At 39.2% G+C, this 18,471-nt stretch carries 22 protein-coding genes and 2 pseudogenes; 17 read left to right on the top strand and 7 right to left on the bottom strand.

Features of this window, described 5'->3' with window-relative positions:
- From AB5916_RS15555 to AB5916_RS15590, 8 genes and pseudogenes are all read left to right on the top strand, one after another.
- Positions 1–649, top strand: a 649-nt coding sequence (locus AB5916_RS15555; RefSeq protein ID WP_368191699.1) for a YodL domain-containing protein, incomplete at its 5' end; no start/stop codon positions are given.
- The gene (locus AB5916_RS15560) at positions 646–906 is read left to right on the top strand and encodes a transposon-transfer assisting family protein (protein ID WP_343019455.1); all 261 of its coding nucleotides are present in this window, start codon (positions 646–648) and stop codon (positions 904–906) included. The genes AB5916_RS15555 and AB5916_RS15560, both read left to right, overlap by 4 nt.
- Positions 896–1,780, top strand: coding sequence for a DUF4316 domain-containing protein (locus tag AB5916_RS15565; protein ID WP_343019454.1), 885 nt, complete (start codon positions 896–898; stop codon positions 1,778–1,780). The genes AB5916_RS15560 and AB5916_RS15565 overlap by 11 nt, the downstream gene beginning before the upstream one ends.
- Positions 1,781–1,783: 3 nt before the next feature.
- Positions 1,784–2,074 (top strand): molecular chaperone, encoded by a 291-nt coding sequence (locus AB5916_RS15570; RefSeq protein ID WP_118004269.1) that lies wholly within the window; start codon positions 1,784–1,786, stop codon positions 2,072–2,074.
- 406 nt (positions 2,075–2,480) lie between these two features.
- Positions 2,481–2,612, top strand: a pseudogene (locus tag AB5916_RS15575) (lantibiotic immunity ABC transporter MutG family permease subunit); the annotation flags it as partial.
- Positions 2,613–2,626: 14 nt separating this feature from the next.
- Positions 2,627–3,289, top strand: a complete 663-nt coding sequence (locus AB5916_RS15580; RefSeq protein ID WP_006858444.1) for a response regulator transcription factor — start codon at positions 2,627–2,629, stop codon at positions 3,287–3,289.
- A complete protein-coding gene (locus AB5916_RS15585) occupies positions 3,277–4,653 on the top strand; it encodes a HAMP domain-containing sensor histidine kinase (RefSeq protein ID WP_343019453.1) in 1,377 nt (458 codons plus the stop codon). Before AB5916_RS15580 ends, AB5916_RS15585 begins: the two co-directional genes overlap by 13 nt.
- 113 nt (positions 4,654–4,766) lie before the next feature.
- Positions 4,767–4,937 (top strand): hypothetical protein, encoded by a 171-nt coding sequence (locus tag AB5916_RS15590; RefSeq protein ID WP_170962601.1) that lies wholly within the window; start codon positions 4,767–4,769, stop codon positions 4,935–4,937.
- 124 nt (positions 4,938–5,061) lie between these two features.
- Here the strand turns inward: AB5916_RS15590 and AB5916_RS15595 are convergent, their stop codons facing one another.
- Entirely contained in the window at positions 5,062–5,700 is a 639-nt protein-coding gene (locus AB5916_RS15595; RefSeq protein WP_008705300.1) for a DUF1847 domain-containing protein, read from the bottom strand.
- A gap of 419 nt (positions 5,701–6,119) precedes the next feature.
- Complete coding sequence (locus tag AB5916_RS15600; protein ID WP_343019452.1) at positions 6,120–6,965, bottom strand: MerR family transcriptional regulator; 846 nt, start codon at positions 6,963–6,965, stop codon at positions 6,120–6,122.
- 328 nt (positions 6,966–7,293) lie between these two features.
- Between AB5916_RS15600 and AB5916_RS15605 the strand changes: the two are divergent.
- A pseudogene (locus AB5916_RS15605) lies at positions 7,294–7,443 on the top strand (conjugal transfer protein TraX); the annotation flags it as partial.
- Between the two features lie 16 nt (positions 7,444–7,459).
- Here the strand turns inward: AB5916_RS15605 and AB5916_RS15610 are convergent.
- The 4 genes from AB5916_RS15610 to AB5916_RS15625 form a co-directional block, all read right to left on the bottom strand.
- The gene (locus AB5916_RS15610; protein WP_343019451.1) at positions 7,460–8,494 is read right to left on the bottom strand and encodes an SdpI family protein; all 1,035 of its coding nucleotides are present in this window, start codon (positions 8,492–8,494) and stop codon (positions 7,460–7,462) included.
- Positions 8,469–8,762 carry an autorepressor SdpR family transcription factor gene (locus tag AB5916_RS15615; RefSeq protein ID WP_055162945.1) on the bottom strand — a complete coding sequence of 98 codons (294 nt, stop codon included), beginning with the start codon at positions 8,760–8,762 and terminating at the stop codon, positions 8,469–8,471. The genes AB5916_RS15610 and AB5916_RS15615 overlap by 26 nt, the downstream gene beginning before the upstream one ends.
- Positions 8,763–8,841: 79 nt before the next feature.
- Positions 8,842–9,012 (bottom strand): DUF3784 domain-containing protein, encoded by a 171-nt coding sequence (locus tag AB5916_RS15620; RefSeq protein ID WP_343019450.1) that lies wholly within the window; start codon positions 9,010–9,012, stop codon positions 8,842–8,844.
- A gap of 156 nt (positions 9,013–9,168) precedes the next feature.
- On the bottom strand, positions 9,169–10,047 hold the full coding sequence (locus AB5916_RS15625; protein WP_343019449.1) for an AraC family transcriptional regulator: 879 nt from the start codon (positions 10,045–10,047) through the stop codon (positions 9,169–9,171).
- A gap of 273 nt (positions 10,048–10,320) precedes the next feature.
- Between AB5916_RS15625 and AB5916_RS15630 the strand changes: the two genes are divergently transcribed.
- A complete protein-coding gene (locus tag AB5916_RS15630; RefSeq protein WP_343019448.1) occupies positions 10,321–12,012 on the top strand; it encodes an alpha-glucosidase in 1,692 nt (563 codons plus the stop codon).
- Here AB5916_RS15630 and AB5916_RS15635 read toward each other — a convergent pair.
- The gene (locus tag AB5916_RS15635) at positions 11,921–12,832 is read right to left on the bottom strand and encodes an AraC family transcriptional regulator (protein WP_368191705.1); all 912 of its coding nucleotides are present in this window, start codon (positions 12,830–12,832) and stop codon (positions 11,921–11,923) included. The two genes, AB5916_RS15630 and AB5916_RS15635, sit on opposite strands and share 92 nt — an antisense overlap.
- Before the next feature lie 233 nt (positions 12,833–13,065).
- Between AB5916_RS15635 and AB5916_RS15640 the strand changes: the two genes are divergently transcribed.
- From AB5916_RS15640 to AB5916_RS15670, 7 genes are all read left to right on the top strand, one after another.
- Complete coding sequence (locus tag AB5916_RS15640; RefSeq protein WP_343019446.1) at positions 13,066–15,249, top strand: alpha-galactosidase; 2,184 nt, start codon at positions 13,066–13,068, stop codon at positions 15,247–15,249.
- A 39-nt stretch (positions 15,250–15,288) separates the two neighbouring features.
- Positions 15,289–16,713 (top strand): sucrose-specific PTS transporter subunit IIBC, encoded by a 1,425-nt coding sequence (locus AB5916_RS15645; protein ID WP_343019445.1) that lies wholly within the window; start codon positions 15,289–15,291, stop codon positions 16,711–16,713.
- Positions 16,714–17,082: 369 nt separating this feature from the next.
- Positions 17,083–17,553, top strand: a complete 471-nt coding sequence (locus AB5916_RS15650) for an LURP-one-related/scramblase family protein (protein WP_055162952.1) — start codon at positions 17,083–17,085, stop codon at positions 17,551–17,553.
- Positions 17,554–17,601: 48 nt separating this feature from the next.
- Positions 17,602–17,934 carry a DUF6054 family protein gene (locus AB5916_RS15655; protein ID WP_055162954.1) on the top strand — a complete coding sequence of 111 codons (333 nt, stop codon included), beginning with the start codon at positions 17,602–17,604 and terminating at the stop codon, positions 17,932–17,934.
- Between the two features lie 18 nt (positions 17,935–17,952).
- Positions 17,953–18,078 (top strand): PF20097 family protein, encoded by a 126-nt coding sequence (locus AB5916_RS15660; protein ID WP_368191708.1) that lies wholly within the window; start codon positions 17,953–17,955, stop codon positions 18,076–18,078.
- Positions 18,069–18,164 carry a PF20097 family protein gene (locus AB5916_RS15665; protein WP_368191710.1) on the top strand — a complete coding sequence of 32 codons (96 nt, stop codon included), beginning with the start codon at positions 18,069–18,071 and terminating at the stop codon, positions 18,162–18,164. Before AB5916_RS15660 ends, AB5916_RS15665 begins: the two co-directional genes overlap by 10 nt.
- A 99-nt stretch (positions 18,165–18,263) precedes the next feature.
- A complete protein-coding gene (locus AB5916_RS15670) occupies positions 18,264–18,422 on the top strand; it encodes a nitroreductase family protein (protein ID WP_226865849.1) in 159 nt (52 codons plus the stop codon).
- Positions 18,423–18,471 lie beyond the last annotated feature (49 nt).

An 18,471-nucleotide genomic window follows, 5' to 3' on the forward strand; every position in this document is an offset into this window, starting at 1 on the left:
GTACGCTATGTTCAACGATAATCCACCGGCAGATTATAAAGCACATGCTATGTCAGTCAGTGATGTGATCATTACAAACCATGGTGGGGATATGCAAGCATATTACGTGGATCGATTTGGATTTGCAGAACTTCCAGACTTTGCAGCACAAAGAGAAAAAATACTCGATATCGTCCCGGAAATTGAAAATGTGGATTATGAAAATGATCTTGCATGTATCAGCTTTTATGCGGCTGAATGTGCTGAATTTCCTGTAATGGGTGAAGTTCACTATGATCTGACATTACCGGAAGCCCTGGAAGCTTATGAGAAAATCCCATCAGAACGTATGCATGGATTGAAATGTGTTGGCTTTGATCTGAAAGACGGAAGTGATTATGAAGGAATGCAGAGCTTGATGATCGAAGGGAAAATACAGAAAGAATTTCTGAATTCGATCCCTGGATTTAGAGAGAATTCTTATGTGCAAAATGCAATCGGTCGTGTGGAAAAGTATATGGCAGAAAAGCATCCAAATGTGGAAAATCCTTTGGAATCTAATAAAAAAGTGGATAACGAAAAAAGTATAAGCGAAGAAAAAAATGAGAAAGAGCTGAATATACAGATGAAACCAATACCGAAAAAGAAAAGGGGGGAAATGAGCCTATGAGAAACGTAAACCTGGAAGAAAACGAGTTGACTATCACTGCTATCTTCCGGCAGCACACAAAGGAAGAAACAATCCAAACACTGAAGGAAGCTTTGGAAGTTTTGGAACAGGAAAAAAGTGATCCTGAAAATGAAGAAATGATCGAGATCATCAATTCTACAGTTGGAAAATTACAGCAGATTGAAGACAAATACTACTATTCTCTGGATCTGAATTATTATCTGAACAACCTGGAGGACGATGCCTATGAAACTTAATCAATTTGCCGTCTACCGAGTTGATCAGCAGACAGCAGGAAAAGTCTTGTGGCATCTGCCATATCAAGAGGCAAGACAGCAGAATGTGTCGGTTACTGTCGAAAATTACCGATTAATCTCGATTCGTGAAATGCAGGAAAATGAAAAAGTCGCTGACATTTGGAAACGGATGAAAAAACAATGCGAAGTCAGTGACGTGCTCGTATTGAATAAGAACGGAGAAATCAGCTGCTATTATGTAGATGAAAACTATCCACAGTATCTTGCCGGATTCATTCGTATCAACACATCCGGAGCACTGATCACTATGGAAACTGAGAATTATCAGATCGAGGGGAAAAAAGGAAACTGGATTGCCACAGACACCATCATCATCGACGGGAAACAGTTTTATCTGATGGAGCATCAGGTATACCGGGATCAGGCCCAGGGAGTTATCCTGGATGCTTATGGAAAAATGGTTGTCGAAGAATGTAAGAAATTCGATGAAAAGACAAAACAAAAGATTCATAATTACATCCAACAGCAGATACCGCTAAACCCGGTCGAACAGTTAAAACAGGATGGCAAACTCCGTCTGGAACATTACCAGAAGTTTTACCAGAACGGCACTTATGAACGGAGCCGAGAATCTGGTACCGAAGCCAATTATGATATGGTGGACGGTCTGGTAAATAATCAGAAGAAGAATCTAGAAAAGATCTCTGATGCCCGCAGCAACAAACAGACTCCCAGAAATCAAAAGGATGGCAAACCTAAGAAACGAAGATCCGTGATTAAACGACTGCATCAGAAACAGATTGCTATTGCTCGCCGGTCCGGAAAGCCGATACCAAAATATCTGGATCAGGAAATGGAAAGAAAGCGGGGGTAGAATATGCGAAGGTTAAAGTGTGAAAAAGAAACGATTATTCTGACCAATGAAGATGACGGATTCTATGATGTGTATACCTTCAATCAGAGCTTGCAGAAACGGTTACGGACTTTTGCTGAGAAGTATCCAGATGATTGCTGGTTGAAAGGATTTTCTGAGGATGGAAGTGAAACGTATATGATCAGAAAAGGACGGTTGTCATTGAATTTAAGACCACCCTATTCCAAGGATAGGATTCATAAAGCAACCGAACGAATTATTGAAGAACAGAAAGAACAATCAAAGGATTCATAGAATGCGATTTAAGAGAAAAAAGCCTCATGACCATGAGAAAAAATGAAAGCAAAATACGTTAGCTGATAAAGTGTATAGGCTCAAAAGGGAAAGTGTCCTTTTGAGCCTTATTTTGTGCTTTTATATAATAGATAGATACCACAATATATGCCGGGGTTTTTATACCCCACCTATTGATATACACTGTAACCATCAAAGAAGATTAAATCATAACTAAGCTCTTTAATAGCAAAATTAAACTTAAAATCAAATTTTTTGTACTGATTTCCTGTTTTATTAGATGTATATAGTTTCTGTTCAAATTCAGCAATATGCTCATCTAACTCACTAATTCTGTCTCTAATTTCAGAACGCTCTAACTGTCCACCTGCTTCCTGAAGGCTAACAGATGAACGGTTAGAGTTAATCTGTATTGGGAGAAACTAGTGTAGGTGAATGGTTGTCATTCATACCAGGTTGCTTAATATTTACAGGGATTAGTATGGTATACTATTTTTGGTGGGTAAACCACTGGGAAGGAAACAGAATATCGGAATAGAATCGAGGGAAACTATGGCAAAAATACTGGCAGTTGATGATGAACCGGCAATTTTGGAAATGATAGAAAGCATTTTGAATAAGGATGGACATCTGGTTACTAAAGTAAGTAATCCACTAAAAATTAATATGGAAGAATTACATCGTTATGACCTGATTTTACTGGACATTATGATGCCTGGAATTGATGGCTTCGAATTATGCAAAAGAATTAGGGCACTTGTGGATTGTCCGATTTTGTTTCTTACCGCAAAAACGGAGGAAAACAGTCTGGTAAACGGACTTTCTTTAGGAGCAGATGATTATATTTCAAAGCCATTTGGAGTGATGGAACTTCGGGCAAGGATCAATGCACATCTTAGAAGAGAGCACAGGGAACATTCTGTCCGGATGGTTTTGGGGAGGGTCTGTATTCAAATATCTCAAAAGAAACTATTGGTTGATGATAAGGAACTTCCTCTTACGAAAGCGGAGTACGAAATCTGTGAATTTCTGGCTAAAAACAGAGGACAGGTTTTCTCGAAGGAACAGATATTGGAAGCGGTCTTTGGCTTTGACAATGAGAGTAATGACAGTACCATTATCACGCATATCAAAAATATAAGAGCAAAATTTGCGGATTATGATTATACACCGATAAAAACAGTCTGGGGGATTGGATATAAATGGGAAGAGTAAAGAGAAGCAATGCACTCAGCAGGATTTTTATGAGATATGTACTGGTCATGCTTGGATCATTAGTTGGTTTGGTGATTGTTGCTTATCTGCTGCTGTACCTTTTGATTAGTGTGGGCTGTATTTATCCGGCAAATTATGCAGAGCAAAAGATTAATGAAGCATATGATACGATTCTACGTGCAGATAAAGTGACTGCTGAGATGATTCCCGCACTTTGTGATTATGTAATCTTTTCAGAGAATGGAGAGAAAATAGGTGGAGATCTGTCAGAACAATACGAACAGATAGCATGGAATGTTGCAAAGTACGGAAACGCATCCGGGAAATATTTTTATAAAGTAATTGTAAGGGAAAATGAATATGTTGTATTGCAATATCGCCTGACACCTCAATATCATTCAGCTTTTTTGAGGGAGCATTTTATAGGACCACAGAATGTGATGATTATTATGTCTGTGATTGGAGCGGTAGCGATTATCATCATTCCGTCCATACGTTTTGGAAAAAGAATCAAAAAGCAGATGCAGCCTGTATTAGACGCAATCGGACAAATAAAGGATCAAAATCTGGAATATGAGACATCCTGTTCCGGTATCAAAGAGTTTGATGACTGTTTATCGGCAATCGATGATATGCGAGATGCATTGCGAGAATCTTTAGAAAAGCAGTGGAAAACAGAGCAGGAAAAGAAACAACAGATGTCTGCTTTGGCGCATGATATTAAAACACCTCTTACGATTGTACGGGGAAATGCAGAACTACTTTCAGAGACTGAACTGACCACAGAACAGAAGAATAATATCACTTATGTTTTGAACGGCACAACACAGATACAAAGTTATGTAAAACAGTTGATAGATGTCACAAAATCATGGAATTGCAGTGATGTTACCTATACAACGGTGAGGTTAGAAGATTTTTTCGCAGATATAAAGGAACAGGCACTCGGACTGATAGAAATCTATCACCAGAAGATAGATTGGAAGGTGGAACAAAGTGATAAAAAGGTAACGATTGCTTATGATTCAATGTTCCGAGCCGTAATGAATGTGATTCAGAATGCAGTGGAGCATACAAAAGAAAATGGAATCATTTATATTGACGCAAAGGAGCAGGATGACCGGCTGACATTCATTGTGGAGGATAGCGGATCAGGATTTACAAAAGAAGCATTATTGCATGGCACAGAGCAGTTTTTTATGGATGACACAAGTAGAAATGGCGAAGCCCATTATGGGATGGGACTATTTTTTGCAAAAACTGTGGCTGAAAAATATGGTGGAGGTATTAAACTTTCAAATTCTGAAAATACAGGTGGGGCGAGGGTAGAAATATTTTTCCTGAGTAGTCAAGAAACAAGCTAAATAGACCGCAATTAAGCTATGTAAAAGAAATTTTACATGCTTTTATCTAATATGTAAAAGCCTTTTGATATACATTACTACTACTCTAAGCACAAGGAGGTTGAGGTTTGGCTATGAATAACAGTTTAGCAGAAGTACATTTCCTGAAACCCCACCCTGTATATGAACACTGGTATCCGGTCTTTGCAGTAATGATAGGAACTACACTGAACATCTATGCTGATGTTACAAAAGAAATGAAAGCGGAAGAGTTCAAAGGATTGGATAGCTACTTCAAAGTATAATATTGGACTTCACATACAGAAAGAGAACATACAGAGTGTTGTGTGTTCTTTTTTTCGTTGGATAAAAAGAGAAATGCTTGAATGGGATATCTTTATGTATCTTTAAACGCCAAAATTAGAAATATTACTCTTCTTCACTCTTCTTCAACTTCGAATAATAACTATCCGCAGTATAAAGCGCCGCCACCGGATTATGCCCCAATACACGGTCTTTCGTCACTGCTGTCGTAGTCAGTGCCTCGGAATATTTGTAAAACAGACTGTCATGCCCCACACAAAGTCCGACCACAACATTCAGGTCCGTCTTCGCCTTGTTCAGAAGCTTTGCCTGCAGGATCGGATTACACATATTCACACCGACACCTTCGCAGCATTCCGGGATGCCGACCGATGTCTTCTTCTGTGTTCCGGCTTTACAGCCGACACCATACACCTCAAAGCCATGTCTGCGCAGGATATCTGCCAGGATACGGCTTTCTTTCAACAATCCGACACAGGTTGCGATCCCGATCTTTTTCGCATTAATCTTCTTTGCAAAATCCATGATTTCTTCGACACGGGTATGTTTGCAGTAATTCTCATACTCTACTTCAGCTGCAGCGATTGTTACTTTGCGGTTCTCGTCTTCATTGTAGCATTCCATAGCTTCATTTAGAACTTCTTCATCCATGTGTGTTGTCAGACAGAAATCCGGATAGGTTTTATCCATTTTGTTGCAGTTTTTTACTGCGCAGTCGATACAGGACATGTCTTCTTTTTTCATTTTTTCATTCTCCTTTTGTATACCTTGGTATCTACAGAGGCCTTCCACTGGCAGATTCTCTAGATTAAGCTTTACTTTGTAAAATATCCGCTATTTACTTCATAATAACAAATACTTATACTACAGACAATGGTTTTCCGTTTTTATTTTCTTATTTTTTGTAGTTCTTTTCTATGAGAAACGTTCCCCGATTCAGGGTTGATTTGTCATGAATTGTCGATTCTGATTTTTGAAAAATTATTGAAAATTATCTTTTTCAATACCTCAGCCGAATACCAGCTACATGGAAGCCAATAAACCATGCAACAGCGGTTCTTTTATTCGCCAGTATATGCAATTTCTATCTCATAGCCGCCGTTCTCATAGTAGGCGTGGGAAAAATAGTATCTTATTGTTATTTCTGAAATATAAAATTTGAATCATAAAACTTCTTTCCCTCTCAAATCCATTTTTACCAAACCAACTACTAACAATCCAATAAAAATTGCCGTGTCCACAAATAACAGTACAACAACACTTTTTACCATTCCGAAAGTAAAAAGTATGGAGAAGATTTCCACTGACAACACAATAAAACACATATAATTTGTCAAATACTCTGTTATAATTTCTCCATAATAATTGTTCATCTGCAATTTCGCATAGATAAAAGGTTTTAATAAATAACGGATTATGATACATATAACAGGACAAATAAAAATCCAGTTTTTATTAACTAGGGATGTTGCCACTCCTTTACTCCATTGTACTGGAATTTCTGTCGGCAACTTAGAATAAGACAAAGCCCCAATAATCAAGCATAGTGCGGTAATCATAGTCCAGGTAAGCATACTTCCCCATATATACAAAAAGCTGACGGAATCCAGTTTGAAAACAGTTCGATTATCTTTCCAATAGTCATGCAAATCTGTTACATATTGTTCTACCTGTAATTTTTCATAACTAATACTTTCTTCACCCAGCATTTTTTCACACATGAGTTTCGCCTTATTCAAATCAGTAATCTGATTTTTTAATACTTCCTTTTGCTTCTCAAGCATTTCCTGCAATGTTACTTTTTCGGATATAATACTTCGTATATCTTCAATAGAAATTCCCAATGTACGTAGATATGCAATCTTCTTTATATTTTCCACATCATTTTCAGAATAATCTCTATAACCATTACTTTCATTTCTCGAAGGCTCAATAAGTTTTTCCTTTTCATAAAAACGGATATTAGAACAGGATAAACCTGTTCGCTCTTCTACGTCTTTTATAGTCATATTATGCCCTCCTTTCGAGCAACTCTATTTTACTTAATAATAAGCTATAAACAAGGTTTACAGTCAAGCATTTATCAAAAAACTAAAAAAAACAGCGATTTACATCAAACTTACATCAATTGATGCAGAAATCGGTGCAAGCAAGAAAAAATCGCATAATTAGTGCAATGAGTGGGCAATTCCAATCGGAGTTGCCCATTTTTAAAACAAACAGAAATACAAATCGGAATTGATAAAGGAGCATCTGCATGAAACGATTATTATATTCGCACTTTTCAAGTGTAGGAAATTTGATAAAAAAAGAAATTGAAAAAAAGGACTAATTTTTATGAATAATGTAAAAGAGAGAATCAAAATATTTTCAGGAGCGCAGCTTAAATACATCGCTTTTCTATCCATGCTTATCGATCACACAAACAAAGCATTAATCTATCCGAATTTGGATGGAGGAGCATTGAACGCTGAGAATAATTTTTTCTCAGCGTTTCCGACAACTATTTTCTTTCCTTTGACACCTTCTCACTTATTTTCTGATAGATTTCCTTTGTCTCTGCGTCATTTTCCCCATTTACAACTAATATTTTTCCATCTATGTTCATGACAACATATGAATGGCAGGAGGCATGAGTGTAGCGGATATAATCTCCGAAGATATCGTTTTTGAAGTTTCCCATAGCATACTTCAGGTTTCCAAGACCATTAGTTCTGTAACCATTATCGTTCTGCAATACATTTTCTTCATAAGAAATGCTGTCAATTTGCGAATACTCCACTGTATAATCATTCCATCCTTTTGCTTCAATGTTAAAATCACGATCATTACAACGAATCTGAATACTTCCACAAAACAAAATCCATATAGTAAACACAATAGTGGAAATTGCGATGATCAGATATATCACACTTTTTTTTGTATTATACTGAATTTTTAAGCCTTCTCCGGTTGCCAGCTTTTTCTTATAAAAAAGGTAGGAGTAGAGAATGCTAATGATTGCAGCTGCCATAATGCTTATAATATACACAACCAGTGCAGCCATGCTTTCCCCAAAAAGTCCACAAAGCATACATAAAATACCTGATGCCATCCATAATTTGCCGCTGAATCTATGTGTTGCATTCCAGTTTTCTTCATCCATTAAAGACCATACAACTCTTATTCCTATGGTATTATTCTGTTTCACTTTTGGCAAATAATTTCCAATAACCATAAACAGCAGTCCAGTTCCATAGTAAATTACCGTCATAAACAGATTTTCCATATCTGCACCCATATTGACCAGTCTTGTAATACCATTATAGAGTAATGTTATAATTGGTATAATCCACATCGTCATTCCTATAATCTTGCGGCTCTGCTGTCTGTTCCGGTTATCATAAAATATTATTGCCACCAGCGCACAATCCGTCACTACAAAAAACACATTTGCCCACATGCTCTGTGTACTAGTGAATCCTACTAAAACCCCGATGAGCATTACCAGAACAGAACAAATTAATGAACCTCTATATTTTTTTATCATTTCCTTCATCGTCCGATGCTCCTTTCAAATCTATAATCCACAACATGACATCTTCCAATACGGAAGTGTTTAATTCATAATAAATAAATTTTCCCTCTCTTTTATTTCGGATTAAATCAGCCTCCTTCAATATTGCCAGATGTCTGGATATAGAAGCTCCCGTTACTGAAAAATGTTCACATATCTCTCCAGCAGAAAGCCGTCCATTCTTCAATAAGTTTAAAATCTCACGTCGTATTGGATCTGCCAGTGCTTTTAATGTATCTTGTATACCCAAGAATTCATCACGCTCCTCATTTAACATTTAACCTAATTGTTAAATGTATTATAATGCAAGATATGTTATCTGTCAACGACTAAATTTTTCTAAAAGAACGTGCTTTATCATACAATGCCTGTTCTTCTTTAGAAAATGAATTAAATCCTGAAACAAATTTTGCTGCTTTTTCCTTAGAAATCGCAAATAACACACCTATAATCAGAAATGGTATTACCAAAATTATACACGACCAAAATCCTATATTCATAATACATACCTCCGCTTCAAATTTCGATTGTTATTCACATGATATCATACTATTTCTTTAATTACATCTACTTACTGGGTCATCTTTGTCTTTTAAAGATCCCTATAATGTTGTACTTGCTACTTGTTTGCTGAATATTTCTCAAATAAAGAAATATTATTCTGGCATCTTCCGGCTTTTGTATTTTTTGGGGGTGATTCCCTGGTATTCTTTGAACTTACGAATGAAATAGCTGATGTTGTCAAATCCACAGTTAATGGCAATATCAGAAACAGACAGTGAGCTGTCATCCAAAAGGATAGCAGCTTTTTTGATGCGGTATTCATTCAGGAAGGCGAACGGTGTTTTTCCCATCTCCTGATGGAAATATCTGCAGAAATAGGTCGGGCTCATGCAGGCAATGTCAGCAAGTTCTTTTAATGTAATTTCTTCGGCGTAATGTGACCGGATAAAATCAAGCACTTCCTTCAGCAGATTCATGGAGGAGAGCTGCTTTCCGGTAGTCTGGTTCTGTATAAGAATTTCTGTGCGGAAACAGAGTTCCAAAATCTGTAGAAGACAGATCTTAATTTTGAGAAGTGCACATTGTTCCGGGTAGTGGTAATTACAGATCAATTCAAGAAAAAGCTGTCGGAGACTTTCTTGTTCTTCCTGACTGAGAGCACTGGAGATGTTGTTTGGGAAGAGCAGTTTCTTCTGTGTGATTGGCTGGATGAAATTGTACTGACAGGCATCATACAAATCAAAATTAAGTAATTGAGGATCGAAAACGATTGCATGATGCAGGGAATGGTTGTGTGCGCTTAGTTCATGCAGTTCACCAGAGTTGATGAAATAGAATTCACCGGCTTTCATTTCATAAGGGGTTCCGGAAATGATTCCGTGCATAGTTCCTTCCTCAATATAGAGAAATTCCAGTTCCTCATGCCAGTGGGCAGTAACGGAATAGAAACCGTTCTTATCTTTATGAGAATAAATCTGTAAGGGGAACATAGGGGTTCCGTGAAAATTTGTCTCTTTTAAGGAACGTGACATGAGTGATCTCCTTTCTTATAGTGAAACAGTTCAGCCATGCAGCTCGAATTCGACACTGCGTGACGAATCCTCGCTTAGGGGCGTCTGCCCTATGTCTGCATAAGAACAGACTATTTTATATAAGCGAGCTTATAACGATAGTCTGTCCTTATACAGCCGCATGGCTGAACTGTTGCATAATATTGTGTTATTTTTTGATAAAATAATGAAAGTATCGTTTTATTTTTTGTATTATACTTGGTTCGAATAAAAAAAGCAAGAAGGGGACATAAGATGGAGAAGAAATGGTGGCAGAGCAGTGTCGTTTATCAGATATATCCTCGGAGTTTTGCGGACAGCAATGGGGATGGAATGGGGGATATTCCAGGAATTACAGGGAAAATTGAATATCTGAAAAAACTGGGAGTTAATGTACTCTGGATCTGTCCAATCTATCAGTCGCCGCAGGATGACAATGGATATGATATCTCTGATTACCGTACGGTTTACCCGGAGTTTGGAACAATGGAAGATATGAAGATATTGATACAAAAATGTCAAGATAATGATATCAAAATCATTATGGATCTGGTAGTGAACCATACATCAGATGAACATCCATGGTTCATAGAAGCAAAGAAAAGCCTGGATAATCCATATCGGGACTACTACATCTGGAGGAAAGGTGGAGATGGACAGCCACCGAATGATCTGATGTCAAATTTCGGTGGAAGTGCATGGGAGTATTCGCCGGAGACAGATGAGTATTATCTGCATTTTTACAGTAAGAAACAACCAGATCTGAACTGGGAGAATCCGAAGCTGCGGCAGAAAATTTATGACATGATGAACTGGTGGCTGGATCAGGGGATTGCAGGTTTCCGTATGGATGTGATTGATCTGATTGGAAAGATACCGGATCAGAAAATCAAAGAGAATGGGCCGATGCTTCATAAATACCTGCAAGAGATGAACGAAGCGACCTTTGGTCACAGGGACAGCATGACGGTTGGTGAGTGCTGGGGGGCGACCCCGGAGATCGGAAGATTATATACTGATCCGGCAAGAAAAGAACTTAGTATGATCTTCCAGTTTGAACAGATTCAGCTGGATAAGAAACCGGGCGGACAAAGATGGGATTTGAAACCACTTTATCTGCCGGATCTGAAGTATGTTTTCAGCAAATGGCAGACAGAGTTAGAAGGTCATGGATGGAACAGTTTATTTTGGAATAATCATGATCTCCCAAGAATCGTTTCCCGTTGGGGAAATGACGGAGACTATCGTGTTCTGTCTGCAAAAATGCTTGCGACACTGCTTCATGGAATGAAGGGGACACCGTATATCTATCAGGGGGAAGAGATTGGAATGACGAATGTTCCATTTCAGACGATTGATGAATTCCCTGATATTGAGACACAGAACATTTATCAAGAACGTCTGAAAGCGGGATTCACAGAGGAAGAGACCATGTATGCAATCCGGGCGAAGGCGAGGGATAATGCAAGGACACCGATGCAGTGGAATGCCGAAAAGAATGCAGGATTTACAGAAGGAATTCCATGGTACAGAGTCAATCCAAATTATAAGGAAATCAATGTAGAACAGGCATTAGCGGATCCAGAGTCCGTTTTCTATCATTATCAGAAATTGATTCAGCTTCGGAAAGAACATGAAGTTATGGTATACGGAACTTATCAACTGCTGTTCCCGGAGGATGAAGACCTTTATATCTATACAAGAACGCTGGAGGAGGAAAAATGGCTGATTGTCTGTAACTTTCATGAGAAGACAAGAAAGTTACAGTGTAAGAGAGCCGGGCAGGTCATGCTTAGTAATTATGCAGATACGCCTGCCGCGGAAAAAATTACAGAACTCAGACCATATGAGGCGGTTATTTATCAGATGGAATCCTGGGATGCGAATCATGGAGAACGCGGACAAGATCATAGTTCTGATTTTGAAGCCGATATTGAGTTGGTGTAGTTCCGAAAGCTTTTCGAAAGACCTTACAAAAATAATTATCATTTGAAAATCCGACCATGGAGGCGATTTCGGCAATTGTGTGCTGGTGGCTCTGTAAAAGAAGTGCACAGGATTTCTGAAGACGCAGACTCGCCAGATATTTTCCGGGCGAGATTCCATAGAGATGGTTGAATTCTCTGCAAAGATGATACTTGGACAGCCCGACGGCATCAGCGACTTCGTCAAGGTTCAGATCCGTGTTGTAATAATTGGAATCCAGATAATTCTTGGCCAGTGTAACACGAGGTGAAGAAAGTGCCGGGTGTTCCAATGCATAATCTGCCAGATCTAAAAGAAAAGCGTAGGCCGCTTTGGAATTATCAAATACCGATGCTAACTGATTGGAAATCGCATCAGCATAGAGCTGTTTCATCTGTTCAGGTAAAGTACTGGATGCTTCCAGGTGGAAAGCAGGTCCACAGGATTGATGAATGTGGTAGAGAAGAGGGAGACACTCGGAGGAAAATTCTAGATAAAGAACATCCCAGCATTCCGAATCATCGGGTAATGAGTATTGGCTGTCTCCGGGTACTTGAACAAGGAAGAGATCACCCGCCTGTTGAGGATAGGTATGGTCTGGTGTCTGGAAACTTCCTTTTCCTGAAATCGTGTACTGAAGTAATACATAAGAGTTTTTGCGGACTCGGTTATCCCAATGATAGTCATGGGAAGTGATGTGATGCATGCCGATTCCACGAAGTGTCTGGAGGGGAAGTGCAGAGGTTATATGAAAACCGACGGAATCAAAAGGCGGTTGGGCAGATGATTTTGTGTTTGTCATAAAAAGTACTCCTTTCAAAATAAACGAAGATTGCGGGGCGCAACACGAAACAATCTGTAGAAATCTTAGTTTTTGGTTTTTATATCCGATATTATAATATAGCAATCAATAAAAAATAGCAAGAAATTACCATTCAATAATCTGCATTACCATTGAAAGTGAAAAGAGATGGAAGTTATAATGCATTTAGTCAAGCGATGAAATGAAGCAGAATGAGAGAGTGGAGGAATAGAATGCAGATCAGTTTTGAGGAAGAACAGCAGGTTTTTCATCTATATAACGATAAGATCAGTTATGTGATTCAAGTAGAAAAACAGCGATATTTAAAGCATTGTTACTACGGAAAAAGAATAAAGAGATGGCACAGCGGCATCAAGGATTATTATTACGACCGTGGATTCTGCGCGAATCCGATAGCGGAAGACAGGACATTTTCTCTGGATATACAGTTGAGGGAATTTCCGGAGTCCGGACAGGGGGACTTCCGAAGTCCAGCTTACGAACTAGAAGATAGAAATGGAGATAAAAACGCAAGATTTTTCTATAACGGCTATCGCATTCTGAGTGGAAAGATCGCTCCGGATGGCCTGCCACATGTCTATACTGATGCGGACACCGAGGCAATGACACTGGAGATTACGCTTCAGGATAAGGTGAGAAATCAGAGAATTCTGTTATATTACACCATCTATGAAGATGCAGTGGTCACACGATTCGCAAAATGGATCAATGACGGAACAGAACCGATAGAAATCTGTCGATTCTTAAGCATGAACATGGATCTTCCAACACAGGAATATGATGTACTGACATTATCCGGTGCACATACAGAAGAGAAAAACGTGTATCGACGTCCATTGTGTGCGGATTCAGTCACGATTGAAAGCAGTCGTGGAACGAGCAGCCCACAGGCAACCCCGTTTATCGGATTGTTAAGTCCCGGGACTACGGAAGAGCAAGGGGAAGTGCTTGGAGTAAACCTGATTTACAGTGGAAACTTCTATGGATGTGTTCAGTGTGGACAGTATGGAACAATCAGGGTACAGCTTGGAATTAATCCGTATCAGTTTGGATGGCAGCTTGCACCGGGAACAAGCTTTTGCACACCGGAGGCTGTACTGGTCTATAGTGTAAATGGACTTTCCGGAATGTCGAATACATTTCATAAGTTATACAGAACGCGCGTCTGCCGGGGATGGTACAGAGACCGGGAACGGCCAGTTCTATTGAATAGCTGGGAAGGTATGTATTTTGAGATCAATGAAGAGAAAATGCTGACGCTAGCGGAAGAAGCAGCGGAACTTGGAATCGAACTTCTGGTGATGGATGATGGCTGGTTCAAGGGAAGAAATACAGATACGACTTCCTTGGGGGACTGGACGGAAGATAAGAAGAAATTTCCGGATGGACTGCAGAGTCTTGCCGAAAAGGTGAAACAGAAGGGGATTGATTTCGGAATCTGGTTTGAACCGGAGATGATTTCAAGGGAAAGTGACCTTTACAGGGAGCATCCAGACTGGGTGATCCGAAGTCCGCTTTACGAACCAATACTCAGCCGACATCAGCTGGTACTGGATTTGTCGAATCCGGCAGTTTGCGAATATCTGATCGAAGCAGTCAGTAAGGTGTTGGTACCGGGAAATATCAGTTATGTGAAATGGGATATGAACCGGCATCTGACAGATCTTGGAAGTGCTTATCTTGACAGGAAAAATCAGAATGAACTTTCACACCGCTACGTGCTTGGACTTTATCAGGTAATGGAGACATTGACAGAACGTTTTCCACAGGTGTTGTTTGAAAGCTGTTCCAGTGGAGGTGGCAGATTCGATGCAGGAATGCTTTATTACATGCCACAGACATGGACCAGCGATAATACAGATGCGGTCTGCAGGCTGAAAATCCAGCATGGAACAAGCTTTCTGTTTCCTACAGTTACAATGGGAGCGCATGTGTCAGCATGTCCGAATCATCAGGTCGGACGGACCACACCGCTTGCTACAAGATTTGCCGTGGCGGCAGCAGGCAATCTTGGATATGAACTGGATTTGAAGAAGCTTTTAAAAGAAGAGAAGAAAGAAGTCAGAGAGCAGATTGCAGAATATAAAAGGAGACGAAGAACCGTACAGTTCGGAACTTATTACCGGCTGGCGGATTCATTTCAGGAGAATCAAAGTGCCTGGAATATTGTTTCAGAAGATGGAATGGAAGTCATCTTCACTCACGTGCAGATCCTTGCACGCTCAGCCTACAGGGTTCCGGTAATTCGCTTAAAAGGACTGGATCCGGATGCAGTTTACACAGATTGTGAGACCGGGCAGGAGTATGGCGGGGATGAACTGATGTATGCAGGAATCCGAATACCAAGAATCAGACAGGACTTTTCAAGTACAACGATGGTACTAAGAAAATCCTGATTGAGATAGAAAAGAAATGAAGTTACAGGAGGAGTTAGAATGAGTAAAGAGCAGAGTTACCAGAATGCAGCAAGTGAACTTCTGCGTCTGGTAGGCGGAAAAGAAAATGTAATCAGCGCGGCTCACTGCGCAACCAGATTACGTCTGGTATTAAAAGATGAGAGCAAAGCAGATGTAGATGGAATTCTCAAGACAGAGCTTGTAAAAGGACAGTTTTCCACAGGCGGTCAGTTTCAGATCATCATCGGAAGTGGTACAGTAGATGAAGTATACAAATATTTTATTCAGTATGCAGACATCAAAGAAAGTACAAAAAATGAAGTGAAAAAGGCTGCTGACCAGAAGATGAATCCGTTACAGAAACTGGTAAAGATGCTGGCGGATGTATTCGTACCGATTATTCCGGCACTGGTTGCCAGCGGTCTTCTGATGGGTCTGAACAATGTTCTGACAGCAGAAGGACTTTTTATCTCAGGAAAGTCACTTGTTGAAGCATATCCGAATATTGCAGATCTTGCATCTATGATCAACACATTTGCAAGTGCAGCATATGCATTCCTGCCAATCCTTGTAGGGTTCTCAGCAACAAAGATGTTCGGTGGCAATCCTTATCTTGGAGCAGTTATGGGAATGATCATGGTATCCGGTGATCTTCTGAATGCATATTCTTATGGTACAGCCATTACAGAGGGAACGGTTCCGGTATGGCATATCGGAGCGCTGACAATTGAGAAGGTTGGATATCAGGGAACTGTACTTCCGGTACTTGCAGCGGCAGCAATCCTTGCATTTATCGAGAAGAAACTTCACAAAGTAGTTCCGGAATATCTGGACAACCTCCTGACACCGGCACTTTCCGTACTCGTAACAGCATTCCTTACATTTACAGTGGTAGGTGGAGTGATGCGTACAGCCGGAGACTGGATTACAAATGGTATTCTGTGGCTCCATGATACATTAGGTGTTGTCGGTGGATTTATTTTCGGATTTATCTATGCGCCATTAACAATGACAGGAATGCACCACAGTCTTCTCCCGGTTGATATCCAGTTGATTGCAGCAGGCGGATCTTTCCTCTTTGCAATCGCAGCATGCAACAATGTGGCTCAGGGTGGAGCAACACTGGCAGCAATGTTCTGTGCAAAGGATAAGAAGATGAAGAGTATCGCAGTTTCTTCCGGTATCTCAGCACTGCTTGGTATTACAGAACCAGCAATGTTCGGAGTCAACTTGAAGATGAAATATCCATTCTATGCAGCAATGTTCGGTTCTGCTGTAGGATGTGCTTATGTGACACTGACAAATGTTCAGAATATCTCCCCGGGAGCAGCAGGAATCATCGGATTCGTATGCATCAAGTCCGGCGGAATGCTGAATTATATGATCGGAATTCTGATCTCACTTGTTGTTGGATTTGCAGTGACAATGGCATTGTCCAAGCATTCGAAATTTAAAGAAGTGTAAGTCATTCACCGTTTATTATTCAACCACTTGAACCGGGAGAACTTATCGCTCTTGATACAATTTTGGATGAGGAATAGTTTGGACTAAAAATAAATATCAGTACATATTTAAGGGTGTCGCTTTGCGGCACCTTTTATCATGCATGTATTATCACTTTTTAAAAAATTTTATTCTGTAGCCACTGCATTTTAGCCATATCAAAATCCGATAGTTGTATGAAGATTCCTCCATATATACAACAGCCGGACAGATAAAAAACAGGTTCCAATGTGAAAAATGAAATTTAGTATATTTTTTATGTGTTCTGGCATGGTATTATGGTACTTATAAAGAAACTATTATATTTGTTGGAGAGAGTGGTGAAAAGTTATGAAGCTATTGTTTAAACAAAGGTTGTTTTCATGGTTTGACAGCTACGATATCTATGATGAAGCAGGCAACACTGTTTATGTAGTAAAAGGCCAGTTGGCCTGGGGGCATAAACTTATAATTTATGATGCCTATGGAAATGAAGTAGGAATGGTTGTTGAGAAAGTTCTTACCTTCCTTCCTAAATTCGAAATTTATAAAAATGGCAGTTATATCGGATGTCTGAGCAAAGAATTCTCGTTCCTGACGCCGCATTATAATATTGATTACAATGGATGGCATATTGATGGAACCATTATGGAATGGGATTATAGTATTCTTGATCGAAGCGGTTATTCAATTGCACGGGTTAGTAAAGAACTGTTTCATATGACAGATACTTATATCATCGATGTACAGAATCCAGGAAATGCGTTGGATGTTCTGATGTTTGTATTGGCAATCGATGCAGAAAAATGTTCCAGGAATTAAATAGTGATCCAGATTTCAGTGTAGATAGTTGAGAGGAAGGTGTTGTGCATGGCAAAAATAGAAAGATATATAAATGAAGATTTTGATCAGTTACTTTCCAAAATTGAAGACGGAATAATAAATGGCAGTATGTCAGCAACGCTAGAAGATGCCAGTGACTTTCGAAGTGGAACTGCGCGTTGCAGCGTTCGTGTTTTTGAGCGTTACAGTTATGCTGGAGGAAACAGAGTGAGTCTTAATATTACACTTTTTCAAAATGACAAAGATCCAGTTCAACTTTCCGCAATTACAGCGGGAGGAAGCCAAGCTGTATTTTTCAAAATTAATACATGGGGGGAAGAGGCATTTCTTGATAAGTTAATTGAGTTGTTGGATGTGTAACTTAATCTTAAAATCAGCATGAAATGTCCATATTGTGGTGAGGAAATGATAAGAGGATACCTAATGAGCTCACGAGACATTACTTTTGCAGTTGATAATCTGACAAAAGTTTTTCGTATTAAAAATCGGACGATTTGGAACTGAGTAAAGGTTCAGGCGGAATCCCCCATTGTGAAGCTTATCGTTGTAGTAGTTGCAAAAAGATTTTGATTGATTATGCAAATAGATAATTCAAGTTTGTAGAATTCAAAATTTTATATGAAATGTGAGGATAGTGCATAGTATCGCAAGAGTGCTTATAGACGATAATTGATAGGAAGGGAAGATCTATGATTAAAGAAATTGAGAACAGAAGGAGTATAAGAAAATATAAAAGGCATGAGATCAGTAAGGAAATAATTGAAGATATAATTTACAGTGCGACTCTTGCTCCATCTGCCCCTTTTCCATTGAAAAAGTGTGGGAAATATCTAGGAAATCAAAATTAAAAACTAATACCAAAAAATGAATAATTTTAAAAAAGTGGGAATAGGAGAT

It is taken from the genome of Blautia sp. 1033sp1_1033st1_G9_1033SCRN_220408, from assembly GCF_040929965.1.
Lineage (GTDB): Bacteria > Bacillota > Clostridia > Lachnospirales > Lachnospiraceae > Blautia_A > Blautia_A ammoniilytica.